Annotated in this window: 19 protein-coding genes; 13 read left to right on the top strand and 6 right to left on the bottom strand. The window is 70.2% G+C overall.

Features of this window, described 5'->3' with window-relative positions:
* Positions 1 to 8 precede the first annotated feature (8 nt).
* From nuoL to recQ, 4 genes are all read left to right on the top strand, one after another.
* Positions 9 to 1910, top strand: a complete 1902-nt coding sequence (gene nuoL / locus OHA58_RS14700) for an NADH-quinone oxidoreductase subunit L (RefSeq protein WP_405479089.1) — start codon at positions 9 to 11, stop codon at positions 1908 to 1910.
* 5 nt (positions 1911 to 1915) lie between these two features.
* Positions 1916 to 3487 (top strand): NADH-quinone oxidoreductase subunit M, encoded by a 1572-nt coding sequence (locus OHA58_RS14695; protein WP_405479088.1) that lies wholly within the window; start codon positions 1916 to 1918, stop codon positions 3485 to 3487.
* Complete coding sequence (gene nuoN, locus OHA58_RS14690; protein ID WP_405479087.1) at positions 3484 to 5148, top strand: NADH-quinone oxidoreductase subunit NuoN; 1665 nt, start codon at positions 3484 to 3486, stop codon at positions 5146 to 5148. Before OHA58_RS14695 ends, nuoN begins: the two co-directional genes overlap by 4 nt.
* 297 nt (positions 5149 to 5445) lie before the next feature.
* Positions 5446 to 7440 (top strand): DNA helicase RecQ, encoded by a 1995-nt coding sequence (gene recQ / locus OHA58_RS14685; RefSeq protein ID WP_405479086.1) that lies wholly within the window; start codon positions 5446 to 5448, stop codon positions 7438 to 7440.
* 73 nt (positions 7441 to 7513) lie between these two features.
* Here recQ and fahA read toward each other — a convergent pair whose 3' ends face one another.
* Positions 7514 to 8776, bottom strand: a complete 1263-nt coding sequence (fahA, locus tag OHA58_RS14680; RefSeq protein WP_405479085.1) for a fumarylacetoacetase — start codon at positions 8774 to 8776, stop codon at positions 7514 to 7516.
* 213 nt (positions 8777 to 8989) lie between these two features.
* On the opposite strand from fahA, the gene OHA58_RS14675 reads away from it, so the two are divergent.
* The 3 genes from OHA58_RS14675 to OHA58_RS14665 all read left to right on the top strand — a co-directional run bounded on the left by OHA58_RS14675 (position 8990) and on the right by OHA58_RS14665 (position 12570).
* A complete protein-coding gene (locus tag OHA58_RS14675; protein WP_405479084.1) occupies positions 8990 to 10357 on the top strand; it encodes an ATP-grasp domain-containing protein in 1368 nt (455 codons plus the stop codon).
* Between the two features lie 88 nt (positions 10358 to 10445).
* Entirely contained in the window at positions 10446 to 11648 is a 1203-nt protein-coding gene (locus OHA58_RS14670; protein ID WP_405479083.1) for an NAD(P)-binding domain-containing protein, read from the top strand.
* A 100-nt stretch (positions 11649 to 11748) separates the two neighbouring features.
* Complete coding sequence (locus OHA58_RS14665) at positions 11749 to 12570, top strand: HAD family hydrolase (protein WP_405479082.1); 822 nt, start codon at positions 11749 to 11751, stop codon at positions 12568 to 12570.
* Between the two features lie 36 nt (positions 12571 to 12606).
* Here the strand turns inward: OHA58_RS14665 and OHA58_RS14660 are convergent, their stop codons facing one another.
* Positions 12607 to 14607 (bottom strand): CocE/NonD family hydrolase, encoded by a 2001-nt coding sequence (locus OHA58_RS14660; protein WP_405484975.1) that lies wholly within the window; start codon positions 14605 to 14607, stop codon positions 12607 to 12609.
* Positions 14608 to 14635: 28 nt separating this feature from the next.
* Entirely contained in the window at positions 14636 to 16150 is a 1515-nt protein-coding gene (locus OHA58_RS14655) for a peptide MFS transporter (RefSeq protein WP_405479081.1), read from the bottom strand.
* A 224-nt stretch (positions 16151 to 16374) separates the two neighbouring features.
* Here OHA58_RS14655 and OHA58_RS14650 point away from each other — a divergent pair, with 224 nt between their 5' ends.
* Positions 16375 to 17385 (top strand): polyprenyl synthetase family protein, encoded by a 1011-nt coding sequence (locus OHA58_RS14650; RefSeq protein WP_116511201.1) that lies wholly within the window; start codon positions 16375 to 16377, stop codon positions 17383 to 17385.
* Positions 17386 to 17428: 43 nt separating this feature from the next.
* Here the strand turns inward: OHA58_RS14650 and OHA58_RS14645 are convergent, their stop codons facing one another.
* Positions 17429 to 17962 carry a hypothetical protein gene (locus OHA58_RS14645; protein ID WP_405479080.1) on the bottom strand — a complete coding sequence of 178 codons (534 nt, stop codon included), beginning with the start codon at positions 17960 to 17962 and terminating at the stop codon, positions 17429 to 17431.
* 393 nt (positions 17963 to 18355) lie between these two features.
* On the opposite strand from OHA58_RS14645, the gene OHA58_RS14640 reads away from it, so the two are divergent.
* From OHA58_RS14640 to OHA58_RS14620, 5 genes are all read left to right on the top strand, one after another.
* On the top strand, positions 18356 to 19624 hold the full coding sequence (locus tag OHA58_RS14640) for a LolA family protein (protein WP_405479079.1): 1269 nt from the start codon (positions 18356 to 18358) through the stop codon (positions 19622 to 19624).
* 100 nt (positions 19625 to 19724) lie between these two features.
* Positions 19725 to 20681 carry an ABC transporter ATP-binding protein gene (locus OHA58_RS14635; RefSeq protein WP_405479078.1) on the top strand — a complete coding sequence of 319 codons (957 nt, stop codon included), beginning with the start codon at positions 19725 to 19727 and terminating at the stop codon, positions 20679 to 20681.
* Positions 20668 to 21576 carry an ABC transporter permease gene (locus OHA58_RS14630; RefSeq protein WP_405479077.1) on the top strand — a complete coding sequence of 303 codons (909 nt, stop codon included), beginning with the start codon at positions 20668 to 20670 and terminating at the stop codon, positions 21574 to 21576. Before OHA58_RS14635 ends, OHA58_RS14630 begins: the two co-directional genes overlap by 14 nt.
* 381 nt (positions 21577 to 21957) lie before the next feature.
* Positions 21958 to 23823: an ABC transporter ATP-binding protein gene (locus tag OHA58_RS14625; RefSeq protein WP_405479076.1), complete on the top strand. Its 1866-nt coding sequence runs from the start codon at positions 21958 to 21960 to the stop codon at positions 23821 to 23823.
* Positions 23820 to 24746, top strand: coding sequence for a serine/threonine-protein kinase (locus OHA58_RS14620; RefSeq protein ID WP_405479075.1), 927 nt, complete (start codon positions 23820 to 23822; stop codon positions 24744 to 24746). The genes OHA58_RS14625 and OHA58_RS14620 overlap by 4 nt, the downstream gene beginning before the upstream one ends.
* A gap of 60 nt (positions 24747 to 24806) precedes the next feature.
* Here the strand turns inward: OHA58_RS14620 and OHA58_RS14615 are convergent, their stop codons facing one another.
* Positions 24807 to 25553, bottom strand: coding sequence for a hypothetical protein (locus tag OHA58_RS14615; protein WP_405479074.1), 747 nt, complete (start codon positions 25551 to 25553; stop codon positions 24807 to 24809).
* Positions 25546 to 26130 (bottom strand): RNA polymerase sigma factor, encoded by a 585-nt coding sequence (locus OHA58_RS14610; protein WP_405479073.1) that lies wholly within the window; start codon positions 26128 to 26130, stop codon positions 25546 to 25548. Before OHA58_RS14610 ends, OHA58_RS14615 begins: the two co-directional genes overlap by 8 nt.
* Positions 26131 to 26150 lie beyond the last annotated feature (20 nt).

The following is a 26150-nucleotide window of genomic DNA, read 5'->3' as shown; positions in this document are numbered from 1 at the left end:
GCTGCACAGTGGAAAACCTGATTGCGCTGCTGGTAGCGGCGCCACTGCTCGGAGCGGCCGTACTGCTGTGCGGCGGGCGCCGGTTGGACCGTGTCGGCCATCTGCTCGGCACGCTGCTCGCGGCCGTCTCCTTCGTGATCGGCGTCGTCCTCTTTACCGACATGCTCGGCAAGGCCGCCGACGACCGCACCTTCACCCAGTACCTGTTCAGCTGGATTCCGGTCGAGGGCTTCCAGGCGGACGTCTCCTTCCAGCTCGACCAGCTGTCGATGACGTTCGTGCTCCTGATCACCGGTGTGGGCACACTGATCCACATCTACTCGATCGGGTACATGGAGCACGACGAGCGGCGCCGCCGCTTCTTCGGCTACCTGAACCTGTTCCTCGCGGCGATGCTCCTCCTGGTCCTCGCCGACAACTACCTGCTCCTGTACGTCGGCTGGGAGGGCGTGGGCCTCGCCTCGTACCTCCTGATCGGCTTCTGGCAGCACAAGCCCAGCGCGGCCACCGCGGCGAAGAAGGCCTTCCTGGTCAACCGCGTCGGCGACATGGGCCTGTCGATCGCCATCATGCTGATGTTCACGACGTTCGGGACGTTCGCCTTCGCGCCGGTCCTGAAGGCGGCGGAGGAGCACCAGGGCGGCGGCGCGACGCTGACGGGCATCGCCCTGATGCTGCTGCTCGCCGCGTGCGGCAAGTCCGCCCAGGTGCCGCTGCAGTCCTGGCTCGGTGACGCGATGGAGGGCCCGACCCCGGTCTCGGCCCTCATCCACGCCGCGACCATGGTGACCGCCGGTGTCTATCTGATCGTCCGCTCCGGCGCGGTGTTCAACGCGTCGCCGGACGCGCAGCTCGTCGTCGTCATCGTCGGTTCGGTCACGCTCCTGTTCGGTGCGATCGTCGGTTGCGCGAAAGACGACATCAAGAAGGCGCTGGCCGGCTCGACGATGTCGCAGATCGGCTACATGGTGCTGGCCGCGGGCCTCGGCCCCATCGGCTACGTCTTCGCGATCATGCACCTGGTGACGCACGGCTTCTTCAAGGCGGGCCTCTTCCTCGGCGCCGGTTCGGTCATGCACGGCATGAACGACGAGGTGGACATGAGGAAGTACGGCGCCCTCAGGAAGTACATGCCGGTCACGTTCGTCACGTTCGGGCTCGGCTATCTGGCGATCATCGGCTTCCCCGGTCTGTCCGGCTTCTTCTCCAAGGACAAGATCATCGAGGCGGCGTTCGCGAAGGGCGGCACGGAGGGCTGGATCCTCGGCTCGGTGGCCCTGCTCGGCGCGGCCATCACCGCGTACTACATGACGCGCGTGATGATCCTGACCTTCTTCGGTGAGAAGCGCTGGCAGCCCGACGCCGAGGGCCACGAGCCGCACCCGCACGAGTCGCCGAAGTCCATGACGATCCCGATGATCGTGCTCGCGTTCGGATCCGTCTTCGCGGGTGGCTTCTTCAGCATCGGCGACCGCTTCCTGCACTGGCTGGAGCCGGTCACCGAGCACAGCCACGGCAACGCGCCGATCAGCGCCACGACCGTCACCGCGGCCACCATGGTGGTCCTGGTGATCGGCGTGGTCCTGGCCTACCTCCAGTACGGCCGCCGCCCGGTCCCCGTCGTCGCCCCGCGCGGCTCGCTGCTCACCCGGGCCGCCCGCCGTGACCTGCTCCAGGACGACTTCAACCACGTGGTCCTGGTCCGCGGCGGCGAGCACCTCACCCGCTCCCTGGTCTACGTCGACCACACCCTTGTCGACGGCGTGGTCAACGGGACGGCGGCCTCGGTCGGCGGGCTCTCCGGCCGGCTGCGCAAGCTCCAGAACGGCTACGCCCGCTCGTACGCCGTCTCGATGTTCGGCGGTGCGGCACTCATCGTCGCCGCGACCCTGCTGATGAGGGCGGTCTGATAGCAATGTCCTTTCCTCTGCTGACAGCGACGGCGGTGCTCCCCGCCGTGGGAGCCATCGCCACGGCTGCCGTCCCGGCCGCGCGGCGCACGGCGGCGAAGTGGCTCGCGCTGCTCGTCTCGCTCGCCACGCTCGTGCTGGCCGCGGTCGTGCTCGTGCGCTTCGAGCCCGGCGGTGACCGCTACCAGCTCACCGAATCCCACTCCTGGATCAAGGACTTCGGGGTGCGGTACGAGCTGGGCGTGGACGGCATCGCGGTGGCGCTCATCGCGCTCACCGCCCTCCTCATCCCGTTCGTGATCCTCGCGGGCTGGCACGACGCCGACCCGCAGGAAACGGGAAGTTCGAGGTGGCGCCCGACGCAGGGCTTCTTCGCCCTGATCCTCGGTGTCGAGGCGATGGTGATCATCTCCTTCGAGGCCACCGACGTCTTCCTCTTCTACATCTTCTTCGAAGCCATGCTCATCCCGATGTACTTCCTCATCGGCGGCTTCGGGGACCGTGCCCACTCGGGCAGCGACGAGAACGCGGCGGCCCAACGCTCGTACGCCGCCGTGAAGTTCCTGCTCTACAACCTCGTCGGCGGCCTCATCATGCTGGCCGCCGTGATCGGTCTCTACGTAGTGGCGGGGAACTTCTCGCTCCAGGAGATCGCCGCCGCGCGGGCGAACGGTTCGCTGCACATGGCGACCAGCACCGAGCGCTGGCTCTTCCTCGGCTTCTTCTTCGCCTTCGCGGTGAAGGCGCCGCTGTGGCCGCTGCACACCTGGCTGCCGAACGCGATGGGGGAGGCCACCGCCCCGGTCGCCGTCCTCATCACGGCGGTGGTCGACAAGGTCGGCACGTTCGCGATGCTCCGCTTCTGCCTCCAGCTCTTCCCGGAGGCGTCGAAGTGGGCGACGCCGGTCATCCTCGTACTGGCCCTCATCAGCATCGTCTACGGCGCGCTGCTCGCGGTCGGCCAGCGGGACATCAAGCGCCTGGTGGCGTACGCGTCGATCTCGCACTTCGGGTTCATCGTCCTCGGCATCTTCGCGATGACGAGCCAGGGCCAGTCGGGCGCGACGCTCTACATGGTCAACCACGGGATCTCGACGGCCGCCCTGATGCTGGTGGCGGGCTTCCTGATCTCGCGCCGCGGCTCGCGCCTGATCGCGGACTACGGAGGCGTGCAGAAGGTCGCTCCGGTGCTCGCCGGCACGTTCCTGATCGGCGGCCTCGCGACCCTCTCGCTGCCGGGCCTCGCGCCCTTCGTGAGTGAGTTCCTGGTCCTGGTCGGCACGTTCTCGCGCTACCCGGTGATCGGGATCATCGCGACCTTCGGCATCGTGCTGGCCGCGCTCTACACGCTCGTCCTCTACCAGCGGACGATGACGGGCCCGGTGAAGCCGGAGGTCTCGGCCCTGCCGGACCTGCGGGTGCGGGAACTCGCGGTGGTCGTCCCGCTGATCGCCGCGCTGATCTTCCTGGGCGTCTACCCGAAGCCGGTCACCGACCTGGTGAACCCGGCGGTCAAGCAGACCCTGTCCGACGTACACAAGAAGGACCCGAAGCCAGCGGTGGAGGCGGCCAAGTGAGCGCAGCAGCCGTCCACAGCCTGTGGACAACGGCGGCCACGTCGCCGCTCAAGGAACAAATCTCGAAGATCGACGCGCCGAAGATCGAATACGGCCAATTGTCGCCCACCCTGATCGTCATCGGTGCGGCGGTCCTCGGGGTCCTTGTCGAGGCGTTCGTGCCGCGCAAGTCCCGCTACTACGTCCAGGTGTTCCTCGCCGTCGTCGCCCTGGCCGCCGCGTTCGCCGCGGTGGTCGGGCTCGCGGCCGGCGGGTACGGCACCACGAAGGCGCACATCGCGGCCATGGGCGCGATCGCCGTCGACGGCCCGGCCCTGTTCCTCCAGGGCGTGATCCTGCTGACCGGCCTCGTCGCGATCTTCACCTTCGCCGAGCGCCGCCTGGACCCGGAGGCGCACGGCAACCGCGTCGACTCGTTCGCCGCGCAGGCCTCGTCCGTTCCCGGCAGCGACAGCGAGAAGGCCGCGGTGAAGGCCGGGTTCACCACCACCGAGGTGTTCCCGCTCGCGCTCTTCGCGATCGGCGGCATGCTGGTCTTCCCCTCGGCGAACGACCTGCTGACGCTGTTCATCGCCCTGGAAGTCTTCTCCCTGCCGCTCTACCTCCTGTGCGCCGTGGCCCGCCGCAAGCGGCTCCTGTCGCAGGAGGCAGCGGTCAAGTACTTCCTCCTCGGCGCCTTCGCCTCGGCGTTCACCCTGTTCGGCATCGCCCTCCTGTACGGGTACGCGGGCTCGGTGTCGTACGCGACGATCGCCGACGTCGTCGACGGATCGATCCAGAACATCGACCCGGCGCTCGCCGACACCATGGGGAACGACGCGCTGCTGCTCATCGGCGTCGCCATGGTCGTCATGGGCCTGCTGTTCAAGGTCGGCGCCGTGCCGTTCCACATGTGGACCCCGGACGTCTACCAGGGCGCGCCCACGCCGGTCACGGGTTTCATGGCGGCCGCCACGAAGGTCGCCGCCTTCGGCGCCCTCCTGCGGCTCCTGTACGTCGTCCTGCCCGGCCTGCGCTGGGACTGGCGGCCGGTCATGTGGGCCATCGCGATCATCACGATGCTGGGCGGCGCGATCGTCGCGATCACCCAGACCGACATCAAGCGGCTCCTCGCGTACTCGTCGATCGCGCACGCCGGATTCATCCTCGCCGGTGTCATCGCCACGACACCCGACGGCATCTCGGCCGTGCTCTTCTACCTGGGCGCGTACTCGTTCGTGACCGTCGGTGCGTTCGCCGTGGTGACGCTGGTCAGGGACGCGGGCGGCGAGGCCACGCACCTGTCGAAGTGGGCGGGGCTCGGGCGCCGCTCGCCGCTGGTCGCGGCCGTCTTCGCGGTGTTCCTGCTCGCCTTCGCCGGTATCCCGCTGACCTCGGGCTTCGCCGGAAAGTTCGCCGTGTTCAAGGCGGCGGCGGAGGGCGGCGCCGGCGCGCTCGTCGTGGTCGGTGTGATCTCGTCGGCCATCGCGGCGTTCTTCTACATCCGTGTGATCGTGCTCATGTTCTTCAGCGAGCCGAAGGCGGACGGCCCGACGGTCGCCGTGCCCTCGCCGCTCACCATGACCACGATCGCGGTGGGTGTGGCGGTCACGGTGGTGCTGGGCCTCGCGCCGCAGTACTTCCTGGACCTGGCGAACCAGGCGAGCGTGTTCGTGCGGTAACCGCGCCACGTACGGTCGTCACCGCCCGGTGTCCCCGCGAGGGGGTGCCGGGCGGAGGCGTTCCGGGCCGCCGTGGGGACGCCTCCCCGGACCCCCGGCCGGGAGGCGGCTTCGACCCCAGCCTGTGGGCTGTGCCTCCCCGGGGGACGACCCCCGGACCCCCAGCAGGGAGGCAAGTTCGCCCCCAGCCTGTGGATAACTTTTCGGGCTGTCGGTGCGGAGCCCTATCGTGGCAGCAGTGGTCGAACCACGGAGTATGGACGTACGGGGGACAGGGCGATGAATGGGATCGGTGGCATGAGCGAGGTGACGGAGCCCGGCGTGGCGACGGCGATGCGCGGCGGCGCGCTGGAGACGCTGCACCGCGTCTTCGGATATGACGCGTTCCGCGGCGAGCAGGAAGTGATCATCGATCACGTCGTGGACGGCGGGGACGCCGTCGTCCTGATGCCGACCGGCGGCGGAAAGTCCCTGTGCTACCAGATCCCGGCCCTGGTCAGGCCCGGCACGGGCGTCGTGATCTCGCCCCTCATCGCCCTCATGCAGGACCAGGTGGACGCGCTGCGCGCGCTCGGCGTCCGCGCCGGGTTCATGAACTCGACGCAGGACTTCGACGAGCGCCGCACCGTCGAGGCCGAGTTCCTCGCGGGCGAGCTGGACGTCATCTATCTGGCGCCGGAGCGGCTGCGCCTCGACTCCACGCTCGACCTGCTCTCCCGCGGCAGGATCTCCGTCTTCGCGATCGACGAGGCGCACTGTGTGGCGCAGTGGGGGCACGACTTCCGCCCGGACTACCTGGCCCTGTCCGTCCTCGGGCAGCGCTGGCCGGACGTGCCGCGCATCGCGCTCACGGCGACCGCGACGCACGCCACGCACCAGGAGATCACCCAGCGCCTGGGCATGCCGGACGCGAAGCACTTCGTGGCGAGCTTCGACCGGCCCAACATCCAGTACCGGATCGTGCCGAAGGCCGACCCGAAGAAGCAGCTCCTCACCTTCCTCAAGCAGGAGCACGAGGGCGACGCGGGCATCGTGTACTGCCTGTCGCGCAAGTCGGTGGAGGCGACGGCCGAGTTCCTCAGCCGGAACGGCATCGAGGCGGTCCCGTACCACGCGGGTCTCGACGCGGGCACCCGCGCGGCGCACCAGTCCCGCTTCCTGCGCGAGGAGGGCCTGGTCGTCTGCGCGACCATCGCGTTCGGCATGGGCATCGACAAGCCCGACGTCCGGTTCGTCGCGCATCTCGACCTCCCGAAGTCCGTCGAGGGCTACTACCAGGAGACGGGCCGCGCCGGCCGTGACGGGCTCGCGTCCACGGCCTGGATGGCGTACGGGCTGCAGGACGTCGTCCAGCAGCGGAAGCTGATCAATATGGGGGAGGGGGACGAGGCGTTCCGGCGCCGGGCGGGGTCCCACCTCGACGCGATGCTGGCGCTGTGCGAGACGGCGCACTGCCGCAGGTCCCAGCTGCTCATGTACTTCGGGCAGGAGCCGCAGACGGCCAGCTGCGGCAACTGCGACACGTGCCTCTCGCCGCCGGAGACCTGGGACGGCACCGTCGCCGCGCAGAAGATCCTCTCCACGGTGGTGCGCCTCGACCGGGAGCGCAGGCAGAAGTTCGGCGCGGGCCAGATCATCGACATCCTGATGGGCCGGCGCACGGCCAAGGTCATCCAGTTCGACCACGACCAGCTCTCCGTCTTCGGCATCGGCGAGGATCTGAGCGAGGCCGAATGGCGCGGTGTGGTACGGCAGTTGCTGGCGCAGGGGCTCATCGCGGTCGAGGGTGAGTACGGGACGCTGGTGCTCACCGAGGACAGTGGGGGCGTCCTCGGGCGTCAGCGGGAGGTGCGGCTGCGCAAGGAGGCGCCCCGGCCCGCCACGTCCCGCTCGGCCTCGCGCGACCGCAAGGCGAAGTCGCCCGCGGCGGACCTGCCGGAGCAGCTGCTGCCCGTCTTCGAGGCGCTGCGCGCGTGGCGCGGCGCGCAGGCGAAGGAGAACGGGGTCCCGGCGTACGTCATCTTCCACGACGCGACGCTCAAGGAGATCGCCCTCCAGCACCCCACGTCCATCGGCCAGTTGGGCACGATCGGCGGCGTCGGCGAGAAGAAGCTGGCGACGTGGGGCGAGGGTGTCCTCGAGGTCCTGGCGGGCCTGGACGGCGCCGGTTCCGATTCCGGTGCCGGTTCCGGCGGCGGCCCGGCCCCGACCGGCCCCGCCGCCGGGGAGGCGCCGGAGCCGGACCCCGGCTGGCCCGAGGACGAGCCGGAGCCCGAGGACATCGACTGGTGACGGTGGTGGCGCCGCCCTCAGGCCACTGACGGCGCCGCCCTCAGGTCGCTGACCCGCGCCGCCCTCAGGCCTCTCACACCGCGGCGCCGGCCACGATCCGTCCGGTCACCTCGCCGAGGCCCACGCGGGTGTTGTTCGGGCCCGGGGCCCACGCCGTCATCGTGACCACGTCGCCGTCCTCGAGGAACGTCCGCTTGCCGTCGGGGAGTTCGATGGGGTCGCGGCCGTTCCAGGTGATCTCGATGAGGGAGCCGCGTGCGTTCTCCGAGGCGCCGCTGATCGTGCCGGAGCCGTACAGGTCGCCCGTGCGCAGGGAGGCGCCGGCCACCGTCATGTGCGCCAGCATCTGCGCCGCCGTCCAGTAGAGGGAGGCGGAGGAGGTCTCGGAGATGACGTGGCCGTTGAGGGTGACGGTGATGTGCAGGTCGTAGCCGCCGGGCTCGTCCGCGATGCCGTCGGCCAAGGGCGCCGAGTCGTCCAGATACGGCAGCAGCGGGTAGGTGCGCTCCGGGGGCGTCACGCGCGCCTCGTCCAGCGCGTCCAGCGGAGTGATCCAGGCCGAGACCGACGTGGCGAACGACTTGCCGAGGTGCGGGCCGAGCGGCACGGTCTCCCAGGACTGGATGTCGCGCGCCGACCAGTCGTTGAGGAGACAGAGCCCGAACACGTGGTCGCGGTACGCGGACAGCGGCACCGGTGTGCCCTGCGCGGACGGCGTCCCGACGACGAAGCCGAGCTCCGTCTCGATGTCGAGCCGCACCGAGGGGCCGAAGACGGGGGCCGGGGAGGCCGGGGGCTTCCGCTGGCCGGAGGGGCGGACCACGTCCGTGCCCGAGACCACGACCGTCCCGGCGCGACCGTGGTAACCCACTGGCAGATGCTTCCAGTTGGGCTTCAGCGGCTCCTCGTCCGGGCGGAACATCCGGCCCAGGTTTCGGGCATGGTTCTCCGAGGCGTAGAAGTCGACGTAGTCCGCGACCTCGAAGGGGAGGTGGAGGGTGACATCGGTGAGCGGGTGCAGCAGGGGCCGTACGGTCTCGCGGTGGGCCGGGACCGTGACCCAGGCGGTGAGCGCGCGGCGCACGTCCGACCAGGCGGTGCGGCCCGCCGCCATGAGCGGGTTCAGGGTGGGGCGGGCGAGCAGGGAGACGTAGGGCGAGCCGAGCGCTGCCGCCGCGGCGCCCGCGTCCAGCACGTACGAGCCGAGGCGCACGCCGACCCGGCGCGCTTCCACGGCGTCCCCCGGCAGGGAGAACACCCCGTACGGGAGGTTGTGCGGTCCGAAGGGGTCGCCTTCGGGGAGGTCGAGGGGGGTGAGCGGGGTCTGCTCGGACATGCGTACCTGCCTCGCTTTCCATATGGGTGGGCCACACGTTACGTGGGAGCGCCGCGTTCGGGCAGTGCCTAAAGAGTTCGCAATGTCCGGATAAGCCTTGCTGGAGTGGTCAATTCCGGCTTAGCGTCCTATCGGGGGACGCGGACGGGGTGGGTCCGGGTCCGAAGGGGGACAGGACACGTGGGGGGACCCGTGGCCAGGAGCGCCAGCTGCGTGCCGTTCGAAGTCGACCGGGACGTGCCGGGCCTGATCGTCAAGTTCGGCGACTATCCACTGCACCACGGAGGAGTGGGAGCAATCCGCAGCCTGGGGCGCCTCGGCGTGCCCATGTATGCGATCACGGAGGACCGTTACACGCCCGCGGCGTCCTCGCGCTATCTGCGCCGGGCCTTTCCCTGGCGGACCACCGGGGCCGAGGAACCGGAGCGGCTCATCGAGGGCATGCTGCGCATCGCGCGCCGGATCGGCAGGCCTACGGTCCTGATCCCGACCGACGAAGAGGCGGCGGTCCTCATCGCGGAGCACCAGGAGGAGCTGGCCGACGGCGGGAAGTTCCTGTTCCCGCGCGTCGAGCGGGACCTGCCGCGCCGGCTCGCCAGCAAGCAGAGGCTGCACGAGCTGTGTGTGGAGCACGGCGTCGCGTCGCCGGCGGCGGCGTTTCCCGAGTCGTACGCCGACATCGAGGAGTTCGCCGCGTCGGCCCGCTTCCCGGTGGTCGCCAAGAACCGTGAGGCGTTCACCCGCCGCAAACAGCCCGCGGTGAACGGGACGACGAAGATCGCGACCCCCGAGGGCCTGCTCGAACTCGCCCGTGACTGGGGCGAGCAGCCCGGCGTGATCCTCCAGGAGTATCTGCCGAGGGAGCAGGCCGAGGACTGGATCGTGCACGCGTACTTCGACGCGGACTCGACGCCGCTGGCCCTCTTCACCGGTGTCAAGGTGCGCTCCTGGCCGCCGCACGCGGGCATGACGGCGAACGCGTACGTCGTCGACAACCAGGAACTCGCGGACCTCGCCGCGCGTTTCATCAAACAGATCGGCTTCACCGGCGTCATCGACCTCGACCTGCGCTTCGACCGGCGCGACGGCCAATACAAGCTCCTCGACTTCAATCCGCGCATGGGCGCCCAGTTCCGGCTCTTCGAGAGCGAGTCCGGGATCGACGTCGTCCGTGCCATGCATCTCGACCTGACCGGCCGCGCCGTCCCGGAGGGGGAACAGCGAGCGGGCCACCGGTACGTGGTGGAGAACATCGACCTGCCCGCTCTCATCGCCTACCGCCGCAGCGGTTACACGACCCCGCACGCCCCGGCCCGCGCCACGGGCACGGAGCTCGCGTGGCTCGCCACCGACGACCTGCGGCCCCTGTTCACGATGCTCGCCCGGTTCGTGGGCCCGGGCGCCCGCCACCTCCATCAGCTGTGGCGGACCAACCGCCGCGGCAGCGGCACGACAAAGACCAAGACCAAGACCAAGGCCAAGACCAAGGCCAAGACCAAGGCCAAGACCAAGGCCAAGACCAAGGCCAAGACCAAGGCCAAGACCAAGGCCAAGACCAAGCCATATCCAGAGACCAAATAGCGCACCAGCAAAACGAGTTACGGCCACACAAGCACCAAGTGCCACCGCGAAGTAGGAAGCACATGTTCTTCCCTGGGGAGGGGACTTCGTGATTCATCCGGTAGCTGTCATCGGAGCGGGCCCGTACGGCCTGTCGACCGCCGCCCATCTGCGGGCGCGCGGCATTCCGGTACGCGCCTTCGGCGACCCCATGGTGAGCTGGCGCTCACACATGCCCGCGGGAATGCTCCTGAAGTCCGTGCCGTCCGCCTCGAACATCGACGCCCCCCAGCGGGGCCACGACCTCGTCGACTACTGCGACGCCGCCGGGATCCCGCGCCTGGTGACGGACGAGGACATCGTCCCCGTCGAGACGTTCGTCGCCTACGGGGACTGGTTCCAGCAGAAGCTCGTGCCCGACCTGGAGCGGGTCAGGGTCGTGTCGGTGGACCGGCGCGGACACGAGAACTTCGAGGTCAAGCTGGACTCCGGGGAGCAGTTCACGGCCCGCGCGGTCGTCGTGGCCACCGGCCTTTCGGGCCTCGACCACCTGCCGCACGAGCTCGCCGCGGCGGCGCCCGACGGGCCCGCCCCCGCAGGTCCCGTCTCCCACAGCTCGCAGCACCACGACCTGTCCCGGTTCTCCGGCAGGGAACTCATCGTGGTCGGCGCCGGACAGTCCGCCCTGGAGACCGCCGCGCTCGCCGCGGAGGCCGGGGCGAGCGTACGGATCGTGGCGCGTGGCAAGGGTTCCGTGCGGTTCGGCGCGCCGCCGTGGGACCAGCCGAAGCTGCGCCCCGAGACGCCGTTCGGCCGGGCCTGGTCGCTGTACGCGCTGACGTACTACCCCCACCCGTACCGCCATCTCCCGCCGCAGGCAAGGCACTTCCTCGTCCGGCGGGTGCTCGGGCCGCTCGGGGCGTGGTGGCTGCGCGAGCGGTTCGAGGACAAGGTGCGGGTGCGTGAGGTGGAGGGCATCGTGGGGTCCGCCGCGGCGGACGGGGGCGCGAGCCTCACCGTGCGGGCGCCCGGCGGGCGGCGCGAGGAGCTGACCGCGGACCATGTCATCGCCGCGACGGGCTACCGCGTCGACCTCGCCGCGATGGACTTCCTCGGCGACGGTCTGCGGACCCGGATATCCGCCAGCCGGGGCACCCCCCGGCTGAACGCCGGCTATGTGTCCTCGGTGCCGGGGCTCTACTTCACGGGCATGCTGGGCGGTTCGTCGTTCGGGCCGGTGATGCGGTTCGTGTGCGGCACCGAGTTCGCCTCGCCACGTCTGGCGAAGCACCTCGCGGCGGCCCACGCGTGAGGCGCCCCGCGCAAGGGTGAACGAGCGGGGCAGTGGACGGGTCAACGGAGGGGGTGACCGGGCGGAGTGACCCGGGGGAACGGTCCGTATTCTCTCGATCATGCCCGTTCCGTTTCGCTCCGCCCCGTTCGAACTCATCGCCACAGACCTGGACGGGACGCTGCTGCGCGGCGACGACACGGTTTCCGACCGGACGCGTGGTGCCCTCGCGGCCGCGGCCGCCGCGGGGGCCCGCCACCTCGTGGTGACGGGACGGCCCGCGCCGCGCGTGCGGCCGCTGCTCGACGAGCTCGGCGGCACCGGGCTCGCGGTCTGCGCCCAGGGCGCCCAGCTGTACGACGCGGCGACGGACCGCATCGTGTGGTCCCTGACCCTCGACCGTGACCTCGCCGAACAGGCCCTCGGCAAGATCGAGGCCGAGGTCGGCCAGGTCGACGCGGCGGTCGATCAGGACGGTACGGACGGCCTGACGCTCATCGAGCCCGGCTATGTGATGCCGCACCCCACGCTCCCCGCCGTGCGCATCGAGCGCCGTGAGGAGCTGTGGGCCGAGCCCATCAGCAAGGTGCTGCTCCGTCATCCCCGGCTGACCGACGACGAGTTGGCGACGGCGGCGCGGGCGGTCGTCGGCGACCTGGCGACGGTCACCATGTCGGGCCCCGGCACCGTGGAGCTCCAGCCGTGCGGCGTCACCAAGGCGACAGGGCTCGCGCTGGCCGCCGAGCGGCTCGGTCTGACACCGGAGCGCACGATGGCCTTCGGCGACATGCCGAACGACCTGCCGATGTTCGCGTGGGCCGGCCGCGGCGTCGCGATGGCCAACGCCCACGCCGAACTCAGGGCGGCGGCCGACGAGGTGACCCTGTCGAACGAGGAGGACGGCGTCGCCGTGATCCTCGAACGCCACTTCGCACGACGCTAGCCACGCGCCCCGCCGACCCGCCCCCGCCCCGCTGCCTCACCCCGCCGTACGCGGAATCCGCTGCTCCCACGTCCGGTGGAAGACCACCTCGCCGCCGTCCTGGCACACCACCTCGTTGCTGGTGATGAAGTCCGTCGCGTCGCAGGCGATTTCGGAGCGGGTCTTGATCGTCACATCCCACGCCAGCTCGGGCCGGTGCAGGCGGATCGACCAGTCGGAGCGGGTGCGCGCGCTCAGCGGGTCCGATTCCTGGATGACGTACGTCTCCACGGCGTCCTCGGTGAATTCGAGGCCGTCGGGGTAGACGCGGGTGCCGCCGTAGCGCGGGTCGACCTCGAGGCGCCATTCACCCTTGGCGATGTCGCGGACGCAGAGCCGCTCGGGGCGCTGTTCGTCCAGGGTGGCCGGGTGGACGACACCCATCGGCTCGGACTGTTCGGGCCGCTCGAAGCCGATGTCGGCGCCGTTCTCGGCGTCGACCATCCTGACCGGCAGTTCGAGGGTGCTGCCCGCCGGTTCGAGGGTGAAGCCGGCCTCGGATCCGGGCTGCGGCCAGATCCACGGCCAGTACGCGGACGACACCGCGAGGCGGATGCGGTGCCCGGCCGGGAAGGTGTGGCCGATCCCGTTCAGCTCGAAGGAGACCTCGTCCGTGGTGCCGGGGGGCCAGGCGACAGCCTTGTCGCGGCCCTCGCGCGAGGAGAGGCTCAGGACGCCGCGCGTGACGAGCGTCGAGGAGCCGTCCGGTGCCACGTCGCACACCCGGGCGGCGACCTGCCCCCGCGGTACCTCGCTGGTGATCCGCAGCGTCACCTGCGGCCGGCCGAGGACCTGCAGTTCCGAGGGCACCTCGAACTCGAAGCACGCCGACTTCGCGTCCTCGTCCCGCTGGTCCGGCGGCAGGTCCGCGTCGTTCCCGAAGGGGAAGAAACGGCCCGCGTCCAGGCCCGTCTGCTGGGGTGACTTCACGATCACGGGCGGGCCCTGAAGGGCGTACGCGAGGGGCGCGACGTTCGGGGACGGCCAGGACGGGTCGCCGACCCAGTGGCCCGGCAGCGTCGGGTAGACGGTGGCGGGCGGGTGCGAGTCGCTGATCCAGGAGCGGAGTTTGGGCTCCGCCATGACGCCGTTGTCCACGCCCTTGAGGTGGTGGTCCCACCAGCGGAGGGTCTCCTGGAGGAAGCCGATCGCGGGGCCCGGCGGCAGGCCGCGGTCCGGGTACTGGTGCGACCAGGGGCCGATGATCCCGCGTACCTGCTGGTCGGGCAGGTGCTCGACCAGGCGCAGGACGGTGTCGCGGTACGGGTCGTGCCAGCCGCCCACCGCGAGGACGGCCGCCCGCACGGCGGTGTAGTCCTCGCAGACGCTGCCGTGCTGCCAGTAGGCGTCGCGCGTCTGGTGGCCGAGCCAGGTGTGGATGAACGGGTCGACCGCTTCGAGGCGCTTCAGCCACATCGCGCGCCAGCCGTCGCCGACGAACTGGGGGTCGGGCGGCCGCGACACGAAGGCGAGCATGGTCGCCGCCCACGCGTGCATGTCCACCGCGAGGACGGAACCTCCCATGTAGTGCACGTCGTTGTCATAGCGGTCGTCCGTCGAGCAGACCGTGACGACCGCCTTGAGCGGCTCGGGCGCGAGGGCCGCGATCTGGAGGGAGTTGAAGCCGCCCCAGGAGATGCCGAACATGCCGACCTTGCCGCTGCACCAGGGCTGAGCGGCCAGCCAGTTGACGACGGCGACCCCGTCCGCGAGCTCCGTCGTGTCGTACTCGTCGCCGGGCAGGCCGTCCGAGTTGCCGTGCCCGCGCACGTCGACGCGTACGGAGGCGTAGCCGTGGCCCGCGTACCAGGGGTGGCGCTGCCAGTCGCGCGGCGCCGTCCAGTCGCTGAGGCGGTACGGGAGGTATTCGAGGAGGGCCGGCACCGGCTCGTCGGTCACCGGACGCCAGATGCGGGCGAACAGCGTGGTGCCGTCCGGCAGGGGTACGCGAATGTCTTCGCGGGTCGTCTCGTAGGGGAAGGAGGTGCGGATGGTGATGGCCGGGGTTTCTGACATGGGAGTCACCTCAGTGAACGGGGTGCATGGTCCTGCGCAGCCACGGCGCGAGCGCGACCACGACCAGGCCGATGGCGACGGCGATGGCGCCGTTGACGCCGAAGTACACGGGATTGGAGACCTCGCCGTAGAGCTTCACGGTCTGTGCCTGGATGCCGTTGGCGAGGGCGAGCGACAGGAACCAGAGCGACATGGTCTGGCTGGAGAAGGCCTTCGGCGCGAGCTTCGTCGTCGCCGACATGCCCGAGGTCTCCAGGAGGATGTCGCCGAGGCCGAGCAACAGATACGAGCCGACGATCCACCAGGCGGCCATCTTGTACGTGTCCCCGCTGTGCCCCGAGGTCGGGATGACCATGAGCAGGAACGACAGACCGCCCAGGATCACACCGAACGCGATCTTGTTGGAGGCATGCGGCTGACGCGGCCCCATCCGGGCCCACAGACCGGCCACCACGGGGGCGAGCGCGACCTCGAAGGCGCCGAGCGCGGACGCGTACCAGCTGGCAGGGAAGTGGAAGCCGAGGATCTCGGTCCTGGCGTTCGTCGAGGCCAGCAGGATCATCGTCGAGTACGCCTGGAACAGGATGAAGTTGAAGACCACCGAGGCCAGGAAGAGCACGACGTACGGCTTGAGCCTGCCGCGCTCCTCGGCGGTCACGCGGGGGCTGCGGAACATCACCGCGAAGTACACGACCGGCGCGATCACCGAGATGACCGTGAGGACGTCCACGAAGCGGTCCATCGTCAGCCAGCCGGCCCACACGAGGACCACGGCGAGTACGGCGACGGCGATCGCGCCCGCGATCATCAGCCGGACCGCGCGCCGCATCCCCTCGGGCGGCAGGGCGTACTCGGCGGCGTGCTTGCGTCCGGCCAGGTGACGCCGCCCGGCGACGTACTGGATGAGACCGAACGTCATGCCGATCGCGGCGGCCGAGAAGCCCCAGTGCCAGCCCTTGTGCTCGCCGAGCCAGCCAGTGATCAACGGGCCCGCGAAGGCGCCGATGTTGATGCCCATGTAGTAGAGCGCAAAACCGGCGTCGCGGCGCTCGTCGTCGGTGCGGTAGAGCTTGCCGACCATGGTGGCGACATTGGGTTTGACCAGGCCGGTTCCCGCGCTGATCAGGCCGAGGCCGACCCAGGTCATGGCCGCCGTCGGCACCGCCATGGCGTAGTGGCCGCAGGCGATCAGGATGCCGCCGTACAGGACTGCGCGGTACGAGCCGAGGATCCGGTCGGCGAGCCAGCCGCCCCCCACCGAGACGAGATAGACGAGCGTTCCGTACGCTGCCGATACGGACGCCGCCGTCCCTGCGGACATGCCCAGGCCACCGTGTGCCACCGTGTCCGCGAAGTAGAGGACGAGGATGGCCTGCATGCCGAGGAACGAGAAACGCTCCCAGACCTCGAGGCCCGACAGCGTGAGCAGGCCGCGCGGCTGGCCGAAGAACGCGTGGTCGTCGCCCGGCGGCGGCTGCTCGCTCTCCGGATCGTTCGGCTCGGTCGCGGCCGTGGTGCGGGACAAAGGGGAGACTCCCGGTCTACTCGGTCGTATGAGCTGATCAAGAACATACCGGGGGTGTTCGTGTGCCGCTCGGCCTGGTCTGTGCGGGCAGGCCCCCACTGTGATCGAAACGCGACCGGATACGCTGACTTGAGTGATGGCAGCGACACATCGACAAACCGTGTCATCGACCAAATGATCGACCGAGTTCGCCATGTGATCGTCAGCAGACAGGAGAACCTCTCGTGACCGTCGTCGGGACTTTCGGTCTTAGCGTGCGGGACCAGGCTCTCGAAGCCGATGTCCAGGCCGGGTTGGCGGCTGTCGAGGAGGGTCTGCTCGAGGCAACGAAGAGCGAGGTCCCCTTCATCACGGAGGCCGCGCAGCATCTCGTGCGCGCGGGCGGCAAGCGCTTCAGGCCCCTCCTCGCGATGCTCGCCGCGCAGTTCGGCGACCCGTACGCGCCGGGTGTCGTGCCCGCCGCCGTCGTCGTCGAGCTGACGCATCTCGCGACGCTCTACCACGACGACGTGATGGACGAGGCCGACGTGCGCCGCGGCGTCGACAGCGCCAACACCCGCTGGGGCAACTCCGTCGCGGTCCTGACCGGCGACTTCCTCTTCTCGCGCGCCTCCCACATGCTGGCCGACCTCGGGCCCGAGGCCGTCCGCATCCAGGCGGAGGCCTTCGAGCGCCTCGTCACCGGACAGATCCTGGAGACGGCCGGACCGCGCGACGGCCGCGACCCGGTCGACCACTACCTCGACGTCCTCGGTGGCAAGACCGGCTCGCTGATCGCCGTGGCCGTGCGGTTCGGCGCGATGATGGCGGGCGCCGACGAGCGCATCGTGGACGTCCTCGCGCAGTACGGCGAGCGGCTCGGCGTCGCCTTCCAGCTCGCCGACGACGTCCTGGACATCGCCTCCGACTCGCACGAGTCCGGCAAGACCCCCGGCACCGACCTGCGCGAGGGCATCCCCACGCTGCCGGTGCTTCGCCTGCGCGAGCGCGCCGAGCAGCTCGGCCTGCCCGAGGACCGCGCCCTGTGCGAGCTCCTCGACTCCGACCTGACGGACGACGCGCGCCACGCCGAGGCGCTCGAGCGGCTGCGCGTCCACCCGTCCCTGGAGCAGGCCCGCAGGGACACCGTGCGGTACGCGGAGGAGGCGCGGGCGACCCTCGCGCCGCTGCCCGAGTGCGACGCGAAGGCGGCCCTTCTGGAGCTGTGCGACGCGGTGGTGCACCGGGCGGGCTGACGCCCTCCCGCCTCACCGGGCCGCCACGCGCGGGTCGGCCCGGTCAGTAGCCGTTGCCGCTCGACCCCGCGCTGCCCTGTGCCCTGGCGCCGGTGGGTGTCGCCGCGAACCATGTGCCGTCCACGCCCTGCCCGTACGCCTCCTTCGGCTCGTCGTCCCTGGCGTAGCGGTAGAGCGGCCGGCCCGCGAGGGTGATCTGGGTCGTGCCGTCCGACCGTTTCACCGTCGAGACCAGCTTCGTGTCGATGCCCTTGACCGTGACGTTCTTGGCGTCGGTGGTCGTGGCGGCCGGCCAGAGCTTGGCGCAGTTGCCGTAGCAGGTCACCTTGGTGGGCTTGGCCGAGTCCTCGTCGAAGCGGTACAGGACGTAGCCCTTGCTGTCGGTGACGACGGTGCCGACCTTGTCGACCTTGGCCGCGGTCAGGGTGGCGGAACTGGTGGTGGCACTGCCGCTCTTGGTGTCGCTGCTCTTGCTCCCGCCGCCGCTGCTGCCGCATCCGCCGAGCGCGAGCGCGAAGACGGCGGCGCCCACGGCGACGTAACCGGTGATGCGGGTGTTCCTCCTGGTGGCGAGCATGGCGACCCCTTTGTCGGATGCGGATGTCTGCCACCCAGAAGTACGGATTTGTGCGGGGTTCTGCTCGATGGAGTGTTGGTGCGATGCGGATCGCACTGCTGAGACCCCGGCACGGTCGTCGGCGTGCCCTACCGGGCCGACCACGTGTTCGTACAGCGCTGATCGATACGAGGGACCGGTGGCGTCTCCCCTACGGGATGGCGGAGGCGTCGCCCTCCCGTGTCATACCGCGGGAGTACGCGGAGTTGATCCTGGGGTCTGACGCTTCCGTGCGGCCGATTTGGTCAGATTGATAGCACCACTCCCGACCAGTTCGGGTGAGAATGGCGGCTTGGGGTGGACAGACGAGCAAGGACGGTAGGCCGCCGCCCAACACGGAGGTAGGGCAACAACATGGCACCGTACGAATCCGAAAGCGCCGGTCGTCGCAAGGCGACCCGCTATGTGGTCCCGGTCGCGGTGGTGGGGGTGGCCGCGGCGACGATCGGGCTCGTCCCCGCGCTGGCCGACTCCGGCAATCCCGATCTGCCGAAGATCAGCGCACAGCAGCTCATCGAGAAGATCGCCAAGTCGGACGTGCAGCAGATGTCCGGCACGGTGAAGATCTCCACGGATCTCGGACTCCCGTCCCTGGGCGGTATGGCGGGCGGCTTCACCCCGGGCGCCGGCGGCTCCTCGGACGGCAAGGCGGGCTCCTCCGCCGACCCGCAGTCCAAGCTGATGGAGCTGGCCACCGGCACGCACACGCTGCGTATCGCGGCGGACGGCCCCGACCGGCACAAGCTGTCCGTCCTGGACGACGCAGCCGAGTACAGCGTGATCCACAACGGCGACGAGGTCTGGGCCTACGACAGCGCGTCGAACGAGGCGTACCACGCCAAGGACGCCGCTGCCGCAGGTGACCGGGCCGCGAAGCACCGCAAGGGCGAGACGCCGAAGGGTGTCCCGGCCACGCCGAAGGAGCTCGCGGACGAGGTCCTGAAGGCGTCCGGCAAGACGACGTCGATCTCCGTGGAAGGCACCTCGCAGGTCGCGGGGCGTGATGCGTACAAGCTGCTCGTCAAGCCGAAGCAGGCCGGTTCGACGGTCGGCGGGATCACCATCTCGGTGGACGCGAAGACCGGTGTGCCGCTGAAGTTCACGCTGACGCCCGCGGGCGGCGGCAAGGCGGTCGTGGACGCGGGCTTCACCAAGGTGGACTTCTCCAAGCCGGCCGCTTCGACGTTCGACTTCACCCCGCCGAAGGGCACCAAGGTCACCGAGGGCGACGACCTCAAGGCGCGGGACAAGTCCCACGCGCCGAAGGACCTGCCCAAGGACCTGCCCAAGGACCTGCCCAAGGGCATGCCGAAGGAGCTGAGGGACGCCCAGGGCGGCGGCATGAACGACCTGAAGGTCATCGGTGAGGGCTGGACGTCCATCGCCGAGCTGAAGCTGCCCGGCGGGCAGGGCCTGCCGACGGGCGGCTCGTCCTCGGGCGACGTCCCGCCGGAGGCGCAGAAGTTCATGGACGCGCTCGGCGACCATGTGACGGGCAAGTTCGGCTCGGGCACGGTCTTCTCGACGCGCCTGGTCAACGCGCTCATCACGGACGACGGCAAGGTCTACGCGGGCGCGGTCACCAAGGACGCGCTCGTGAAGGCGGCGAACGCGGCGCAGTAGCCGTACGCGGCACGAGAGTTGGCAGGCAGGAGTGGAGGCGCCGGTCCCGGTGCCTCCACTCCCGCACTCCACCAGGACCGACGGGCACGACGGGAGCGAGATGGCGGCGAGCACTGGCGAGGAGTCCGTGATCGAGACGAGGGCCCTCACCAAGCGCTACGGCGGCGACCAGTTGGCGGTCGACGGCCTCGACCTCACCGTCCCCGCCGGCAGCGTCTTCGGCTTCCTCGGGCCGAACGGCTCGGGCAAGACCACCACCATCCGCATGCTGATGGGCCTGATCGAGCCGACGTCCGGCGCGGCCAGCGTCCTCGGCCTCCCCATGCCCCGCGCCACGCGCACGGTCCTCCCGCACGTCGGCGCGCTCATCGAGGGCCCCGCCCTGTACGGGTTCCTGTCCGGCCGCGACAACCTCATCCGGTACGACTCCGCGGATCCGGCCGCCGACCCCCGCACCCGCCGCGCCCGTGTCGCCACCGCGCTCGACCGGGTGGGCCTGACGGCCGCCGCGGGCAAGAAGGCGAAGGCGTACTCGCTCGGCATGAAGCAGCGCCTCGGGCTCGCGGCCGCGCTGCTCCAGCCCCGCAGACTCCTCGTGCTCGACGAGCCGACGAACGGTCTCGACCCGCAGGGCATGCGCGAGATCCGTTCCCTGGTGCGGGAGCTGGCGTCGGACGGCACGACGGTCTTCCTCTCCTCGCACCTCCTCGACGAGATCGAGCAGGTCTGCACGCACGCGGCCGTGATGGCGCGGGGCCGGCTCATCACGCAGGGTCCGGTCGCCGAGCTGGCGGCGGGCGCCCGCGGCCGGCTCGTGGTCACGACCCCCGATCCGGGCGACGCGGCGCGCGTCCTGAAGGAGCGCGGCATCGCGGACCTGACCGTGACGGACGACCAGGTGACGGGCGAGCCGCCCGGTCCGGGCACCGACCTCGCCGAGCTGAACGCCGCGCTGGTCACCGCGGGCGTCCGTGTCCGCGGCTTCGGACTCGAACGGGCTTCGCTGGAGGACGCGTTCGTGGCCCTGACGGGAGAGGGATTCGATGTCGCAGGCTGAGGCCACGGCCGCCGGCACCACCGCCACCGTCGTGACGGACGCCTCGCCCGTGCGGAAGAGGATCTGGACGCTCGGCCTGTTCCGCAGCGAGCTGGTCACCACGTTCCGCCGCTGGCGCACGATCGCCCTGCTCGCCGTCCTGGCCGGGGTGCCCATCCTCGTCGGGATCGCCGTGAAGATCGAGACGAGCGGGGGTTCACCGGCCGCGGGCGGCGGCGGGGGAGGACCCGCGTTCATCGCGCAGATCACCAACAACGGCCTGTTCCTGGTCTTCACGTCGCTCGCCGCGACGCTCCCGTTCTTCCTGCCGATGGCTGTCGGGGTGATCGCGGGCGACGCGATCGCCGGCGAGGCGAACGCGGGGACGCTGCGCTATCTGCTCGTCGCCCCCGCGGGCCGCACGCGTCTGCTGCTCACCAAGTACGCGACGACGATGACGTTCTGCCTGGTCGCGACGTTGGTCGTGGCGGTGACGGCGCTCGCCACGGGCGCCCTGCTCTTCCCGCTCGGCGACCTCGTCACGATCTCCGGCACCCGGATCGGCTTCGGCGAGGGACTCGTACGGGCCCTGCTGATCGCCCTCGTCGTGGCCGCGTCACTCGTCGGCATCGCCGCGCTCGGACTGTTCGTCTCGACCCTCACCAACAGCGGGATCGCGGCGATGGCGACGACGGTGGGCCTGCTCATCACCGTCCAGATCCTCGACCAGATCCCTCAGCTGCACGCGATCCAGCCGTACCTGTTCTCGCACCGCTGGCTGTCCTTCGCCGACCTGATGCGCGAGCCGGTCTACTGGGACGACCTGCTCAAGAACCTGGGCCTCCAGGGCCTGTACGCGGCCGTGTTCGGCTCGGCGGCGTGGGCGCGCTTCACGGCGAAGGACATCACGGCGTAGCCAACTACCGCCATCCTGCAGATCAGCCTCGGCCTGACCCTGGCAAGCGAGGAAGCAACGGCCCGGCCCCAGCTGACCAGCGTCTGACAAGAAATTTCCTGGAGGCGCCATCCCGTGCGCGCTCTCGGACGTATCCCTGTTGGGGGATGCATCCAGGAGGAAACCTATGGCGATCTTCAGTCACCTCATTCCCGCAAAGCGCCGTGACCACAAGAGGGACACGACCTCAAGGCACGACGACACCAGCGGCAAGCGCCGTCATCGTCGTCACCGCCGCCGCCGTACCGGTGACCATCGTCACTGGTAACCGCACACGGCTGAGTGGGCCGGAGCCGGCAACTCCGGTCCGCTGAGTCCGCGATCTTCTAGGAACCCATTGCCATGGCGCGTGTCCCCCGGCATGTCCTGCGGCGTCTGCTGTCGGTGGGTGAGGATTCCGATGCCGTCGTCGCTGCCGCACCACCGGTGCCCCTGAGCGGGGTCTTCCGGCGTTTCTGGCCGTATACACGCGGGGGCAGGCGCTGGCTGGTCGTCCTCCTGTGCTTCAGCCTGATCGGGCCCGTGCTCGACGGGGCCGAGGTCTGGATTTTCAAGATCGTGGTGGACGACGTGCTCGTCCCGCACGATCTGAGCCCGTTCCTCTGGATCGCGCTCGCCTACCTGGGGCTCATCATCGGTTCCGGCGTGCTGGGCTTCGCCGACGACGTGACGTCCACCTGGGTCAGTGAGCGATTCCTGCTGGCTCTGCGGGCGGACGTGTTCCGGCATGTCCAGAGCCTCTCGCTGGGGTTCTTCGAACGACGGCGGCTGGGGGATGTGCTGTCGCGTGTCACGGGCGATGTCGACGCGGTCGAGACGTTCCTCCTGTCGGGCGTGGCGAACGCCCTCTATTACGTGGTCGAGGTGGGCGTCTTCCTCGGTCTGCTCTTCTACCTGCAGTGGGATCTGACCCTCCTCGCGCTCGTCATCGTGCCGCTGTTCTGGAGTGCGGCCCGCCACTTCTCCCGGCTGATCAAAGGCGCGTCACGGGAGCGCAGACGCCGGAGCGGTTCGCTCAGCGCGATCGCCGAGGAGTCGCTCGGCAACGTTGCATTGGTACAGGCGTACAACCGGCAGGGCTGGGAGGAGCGCCGGTTCGAGCGCGAGAGCGTGGGCAAGTTCCGGGCGGCGATGACGTCGGCACGGATCCGCGCCGTCTACGGGCCGATCGTCGAGATCATCGAGGTGACCGGCGCGCTGGCCGTCATGGCGCTGGGTACGTGGAAGCTGGCGCAGGGGCAGCTCACGCTGGGTGGCTTGCTGGTCTTCCTCGCGCTGATCAGCAAGCTCTACGGTCCGCTCCGCGATCTGTCCCGCCTCAGCAACACGTTCTACGCGGCGTCCGCCTCCGCCGAGCGGATCATCGAGTTGCTCGACCAGCGCCCCCAGGTCGTCGAGGCCGCCGGAGCCCGGCGGCTCGGGCGTGCCCGCGGAGATGTGGAGTTCGAGGGCGTCTCCTTCCGCTATCCGGGCACGTCCCGGTGGGCACTCGCAGGCGTGTCGTTCCGAGCGGCGCCCGGCGAGACGCTGGCGCTGGTCGGGGCGAGCGGCGCCGGCAAGTCCACCGTCGCGAAGCTGCAGCTGCGCTTCTACGACCCGGATCAGGGCACGGTCCGCATCGACGGAACCGACCTCAGAGACCTGTGGCTGTCCGAGGTGCGGGAAAGCGTCGCGGTGGTCCTGCAGGAGACGCTGGTCTTCCACGGCACCGTGCGGGAGAACATCGCCTACGGCCGCCCGGAGGCGACGAAGGCGGACATCGTCGCCGCGGCCCGCGCCGCCGACGCCGACGAGTTCATCCGGCTGCTTCCGGAGGGCTACGACACCGTGGTGGGCCAGCACGGCCGGACGCTGTCCGGTGGGCAGTGCCAGCGCCTCGCGATCGCCCGCGCGATGATCAGGAACGCTCCCGTGCTCCTGCTCGACGAACCGACCACCGGGCTGGACGCCCGGTCGGGTCGGCGGATCATGGAACCGCTGCGCCGGCTCATGGCCGGGCGGACCACCATCGTCATCTCGCACAATCTGCTCACCGTGCGCGACGCCACCCGCATCGTCGTGCTCGACAACGGGCGGGTGGTCGAGCGCGGCACACACGAAGACCTGCTGGCGCACGGCGGGACCTACGCCCAGCTGCACCGCCTGAACGCGGTGGCCGACCACAGCGCCTTCGCCGCCTCCCCGCGCACCGGGAAGGTGCGGTCATGAGCCGGGCCACCGCACCACCGCCTCCGCCCCTGATCCCCGGGACGAAACCCGCGCCGGGCTACGAGATCCTGGCGCACCTGGCGCGGACCGGCTGGCTCGACCTGTACGACGCCTGGAGCGAGGAACGGGACTGCCGGTGCGTCGTCAAGGTCGTCCGCCCCGACCGCCGCCACGAGGAACGACTGGGTGACCGGCTGCTGCGTGAGGGCCGCTGGCTTCGGGCCTTCACCCATCCGCACCTGGTCCGCGCGTACGACACATTCGAGTTCCCCGAGCCGCTCGTCGTACTGGAAACCCTGACCGGTGAGACGCTGTCCCACCTCATCCACCGGTTGCGGCGCCGGCCGGCCGCCGAGGACGTGGCCCTCCTCGGCGTGCACCTGTGTTCCGCGATGCACTACCTCCATGGTCAGGGCCTGCTGCACCTCGACCTCAAGCCGTCCAACGTCGTGGTCGACTGCGGGCACGCCAAGGTGCTCGACCTGAGCGTCGCACGGCCGCCCGGCATCGCTCCCGCGGGCGTCGGCACGTTCTGCTATCTCGCACCCGAGCAGGCGCGCGGCGGGCCGCTGACGGCCGCCGCCGACGCATGGGGCATCGGTGTCACGTTGTACGAGGTCGCCACCGGCGACCTGCCATACGACTGCGGTGAGACCGTGGACGAGGAGGGGGCAGAGACGGGGGCAGAGGCTGGATACGGGACCGGGACCGGGGACGACACGACCGGCCGGGACGACTGGTATCCGCAGCTCGAGGAACCTGCCCCGCCGATCGGGTCCCGCCGACGCCTGCCGCGGGACCTCGCCACGGTCATCGACGGCTGCCTGCGGCCCGATCCGGCAGCCCGGCCCACCATCGGGGAACTCGCCGACGCCTTCGACGCGGCTCTGCCGTGGCAGCGACGCCATGTGCCACAGGCATGACGGATCTGCGGGGGCGCGCCGGGGCCGTCACGTCACCGGTCCGACGGGGCGCAGCCAGGACTATGTCGCCTCTTCGAAGTGCGCGGTGGCCAGGACGGTGCCGTCGGCGGAGGTCAGGCGAGCGCCGGACAGCGTGGACGGGTCCACCGGTATCGGGACTTCCCAGGAGGCGTAGCCGTCGTGCAGGGCGAAAGTGCCCACGCGCACGGTTGTGCCGTCCGTCCGCTCCAGCAGACAGGTGACCTTCCCGCTGTACGTGATCCCGGCGTCGTTGAGATCGAGGGCCATATACACCCAGCCCGGCGATCCGGAACGGGCGAAGACCTTACCGGCCGAGTGGCCCTGGGCGCCGGGTGTCATCAGATCCGCGGCCATCACTCCCGTCCCGACCGCGGCGGGCCGCGACGGGGCGGCCGCGTTCTCGACGACCGTGCCGACGGCCCAGCCGCCGAACCCGGCGGCGAGCGCGAGGGCGGCAGCGGCGGACGCGACCCGCAGCCGAACCCGTCCGCGGAACCCCTTGCGCACGCGGCCTTGCCTGCGCGCGTGCCGACGACCGTCGTGCGCCGCCGCGGCCTGGGCCAGCGACCGCGCCACCCGGGTCTCGAACCCGACCGGCGGCTCGCTGCCCGGCAGCAGGCCGACCAGCCCGTCGCCGACGAGGGTCAGCTGCCCGATGTACTCCCGGCAGTCCGCGCACCGGTCCAGATGCGCGACAGCCTCGGCCCGCTCCCGGCCCGGGAGAACGCCCAGAGCCAGCTCGGCACCGATCTCCTGCAGCTTTTCGCAGGTCACGTCCTTAGACATCGTCGCCTCGCTTCGGAGACGTGAGCGTGGTCCGCAGTCTCCCCATCGCTGTCCTGATCCGCGTCTTGGCCGTGCCCAGAGGGATCTTCTCCTTGTCGGCGATTTGCTGAGCCGTCATTCCGTAGATGCCCGCCATCACCAGGGCACGGCCCTGCTCGCGCGGCAGTCGTGCCACGGCGGCCCGCAGCCTGGACGACGCCTCATCCGCGAGCGCGAACTGCTCGGGAGTCTGGGTCACGACACCGAGGAGCGCGTCGAGATCTTCGGGTGCGAGCGGCTCCGGCCGACGCGACCGGACGGCGTCGATGGCGAGGTTGTGCGCAATGGTCGTCAGCCAGGTCGTCACCGAACCGCGGCGGGAGTCATAGATCTGTGCGTGCCGCCACGCGCGCTCGAACGTCTGCTGGGCGATGTCCTCGGCGAGCTGCGGATCACCGAGGACAGCGACGGCGACGCCGAAAACCGTGTGCTGGAACCGCCGTACGAAAGCAACCGCGAGTTCTGGGTCGCCGGTAGCCAGTCCGGACAGCAGAGCCTCGTCCGGAAGGCGGCCTACTGGGAGCCCGGAACACTTCATATCCGTATATACGGATCATT

This window comes from Streptomyces sp. NBC_00009 (genome assembly GCF_045040855.1).
Classification (GTDB): Bacteria; Actinomycetota; Actinomycetes; order Streptomycetales; family Streptomycetaceae; genus Streptomyces; species Streptomyces aureus.
Note: the sequence above shows the minus strand (reverse complement) of the source record. Positions and strands in the feature narration are given on the sequence as shown.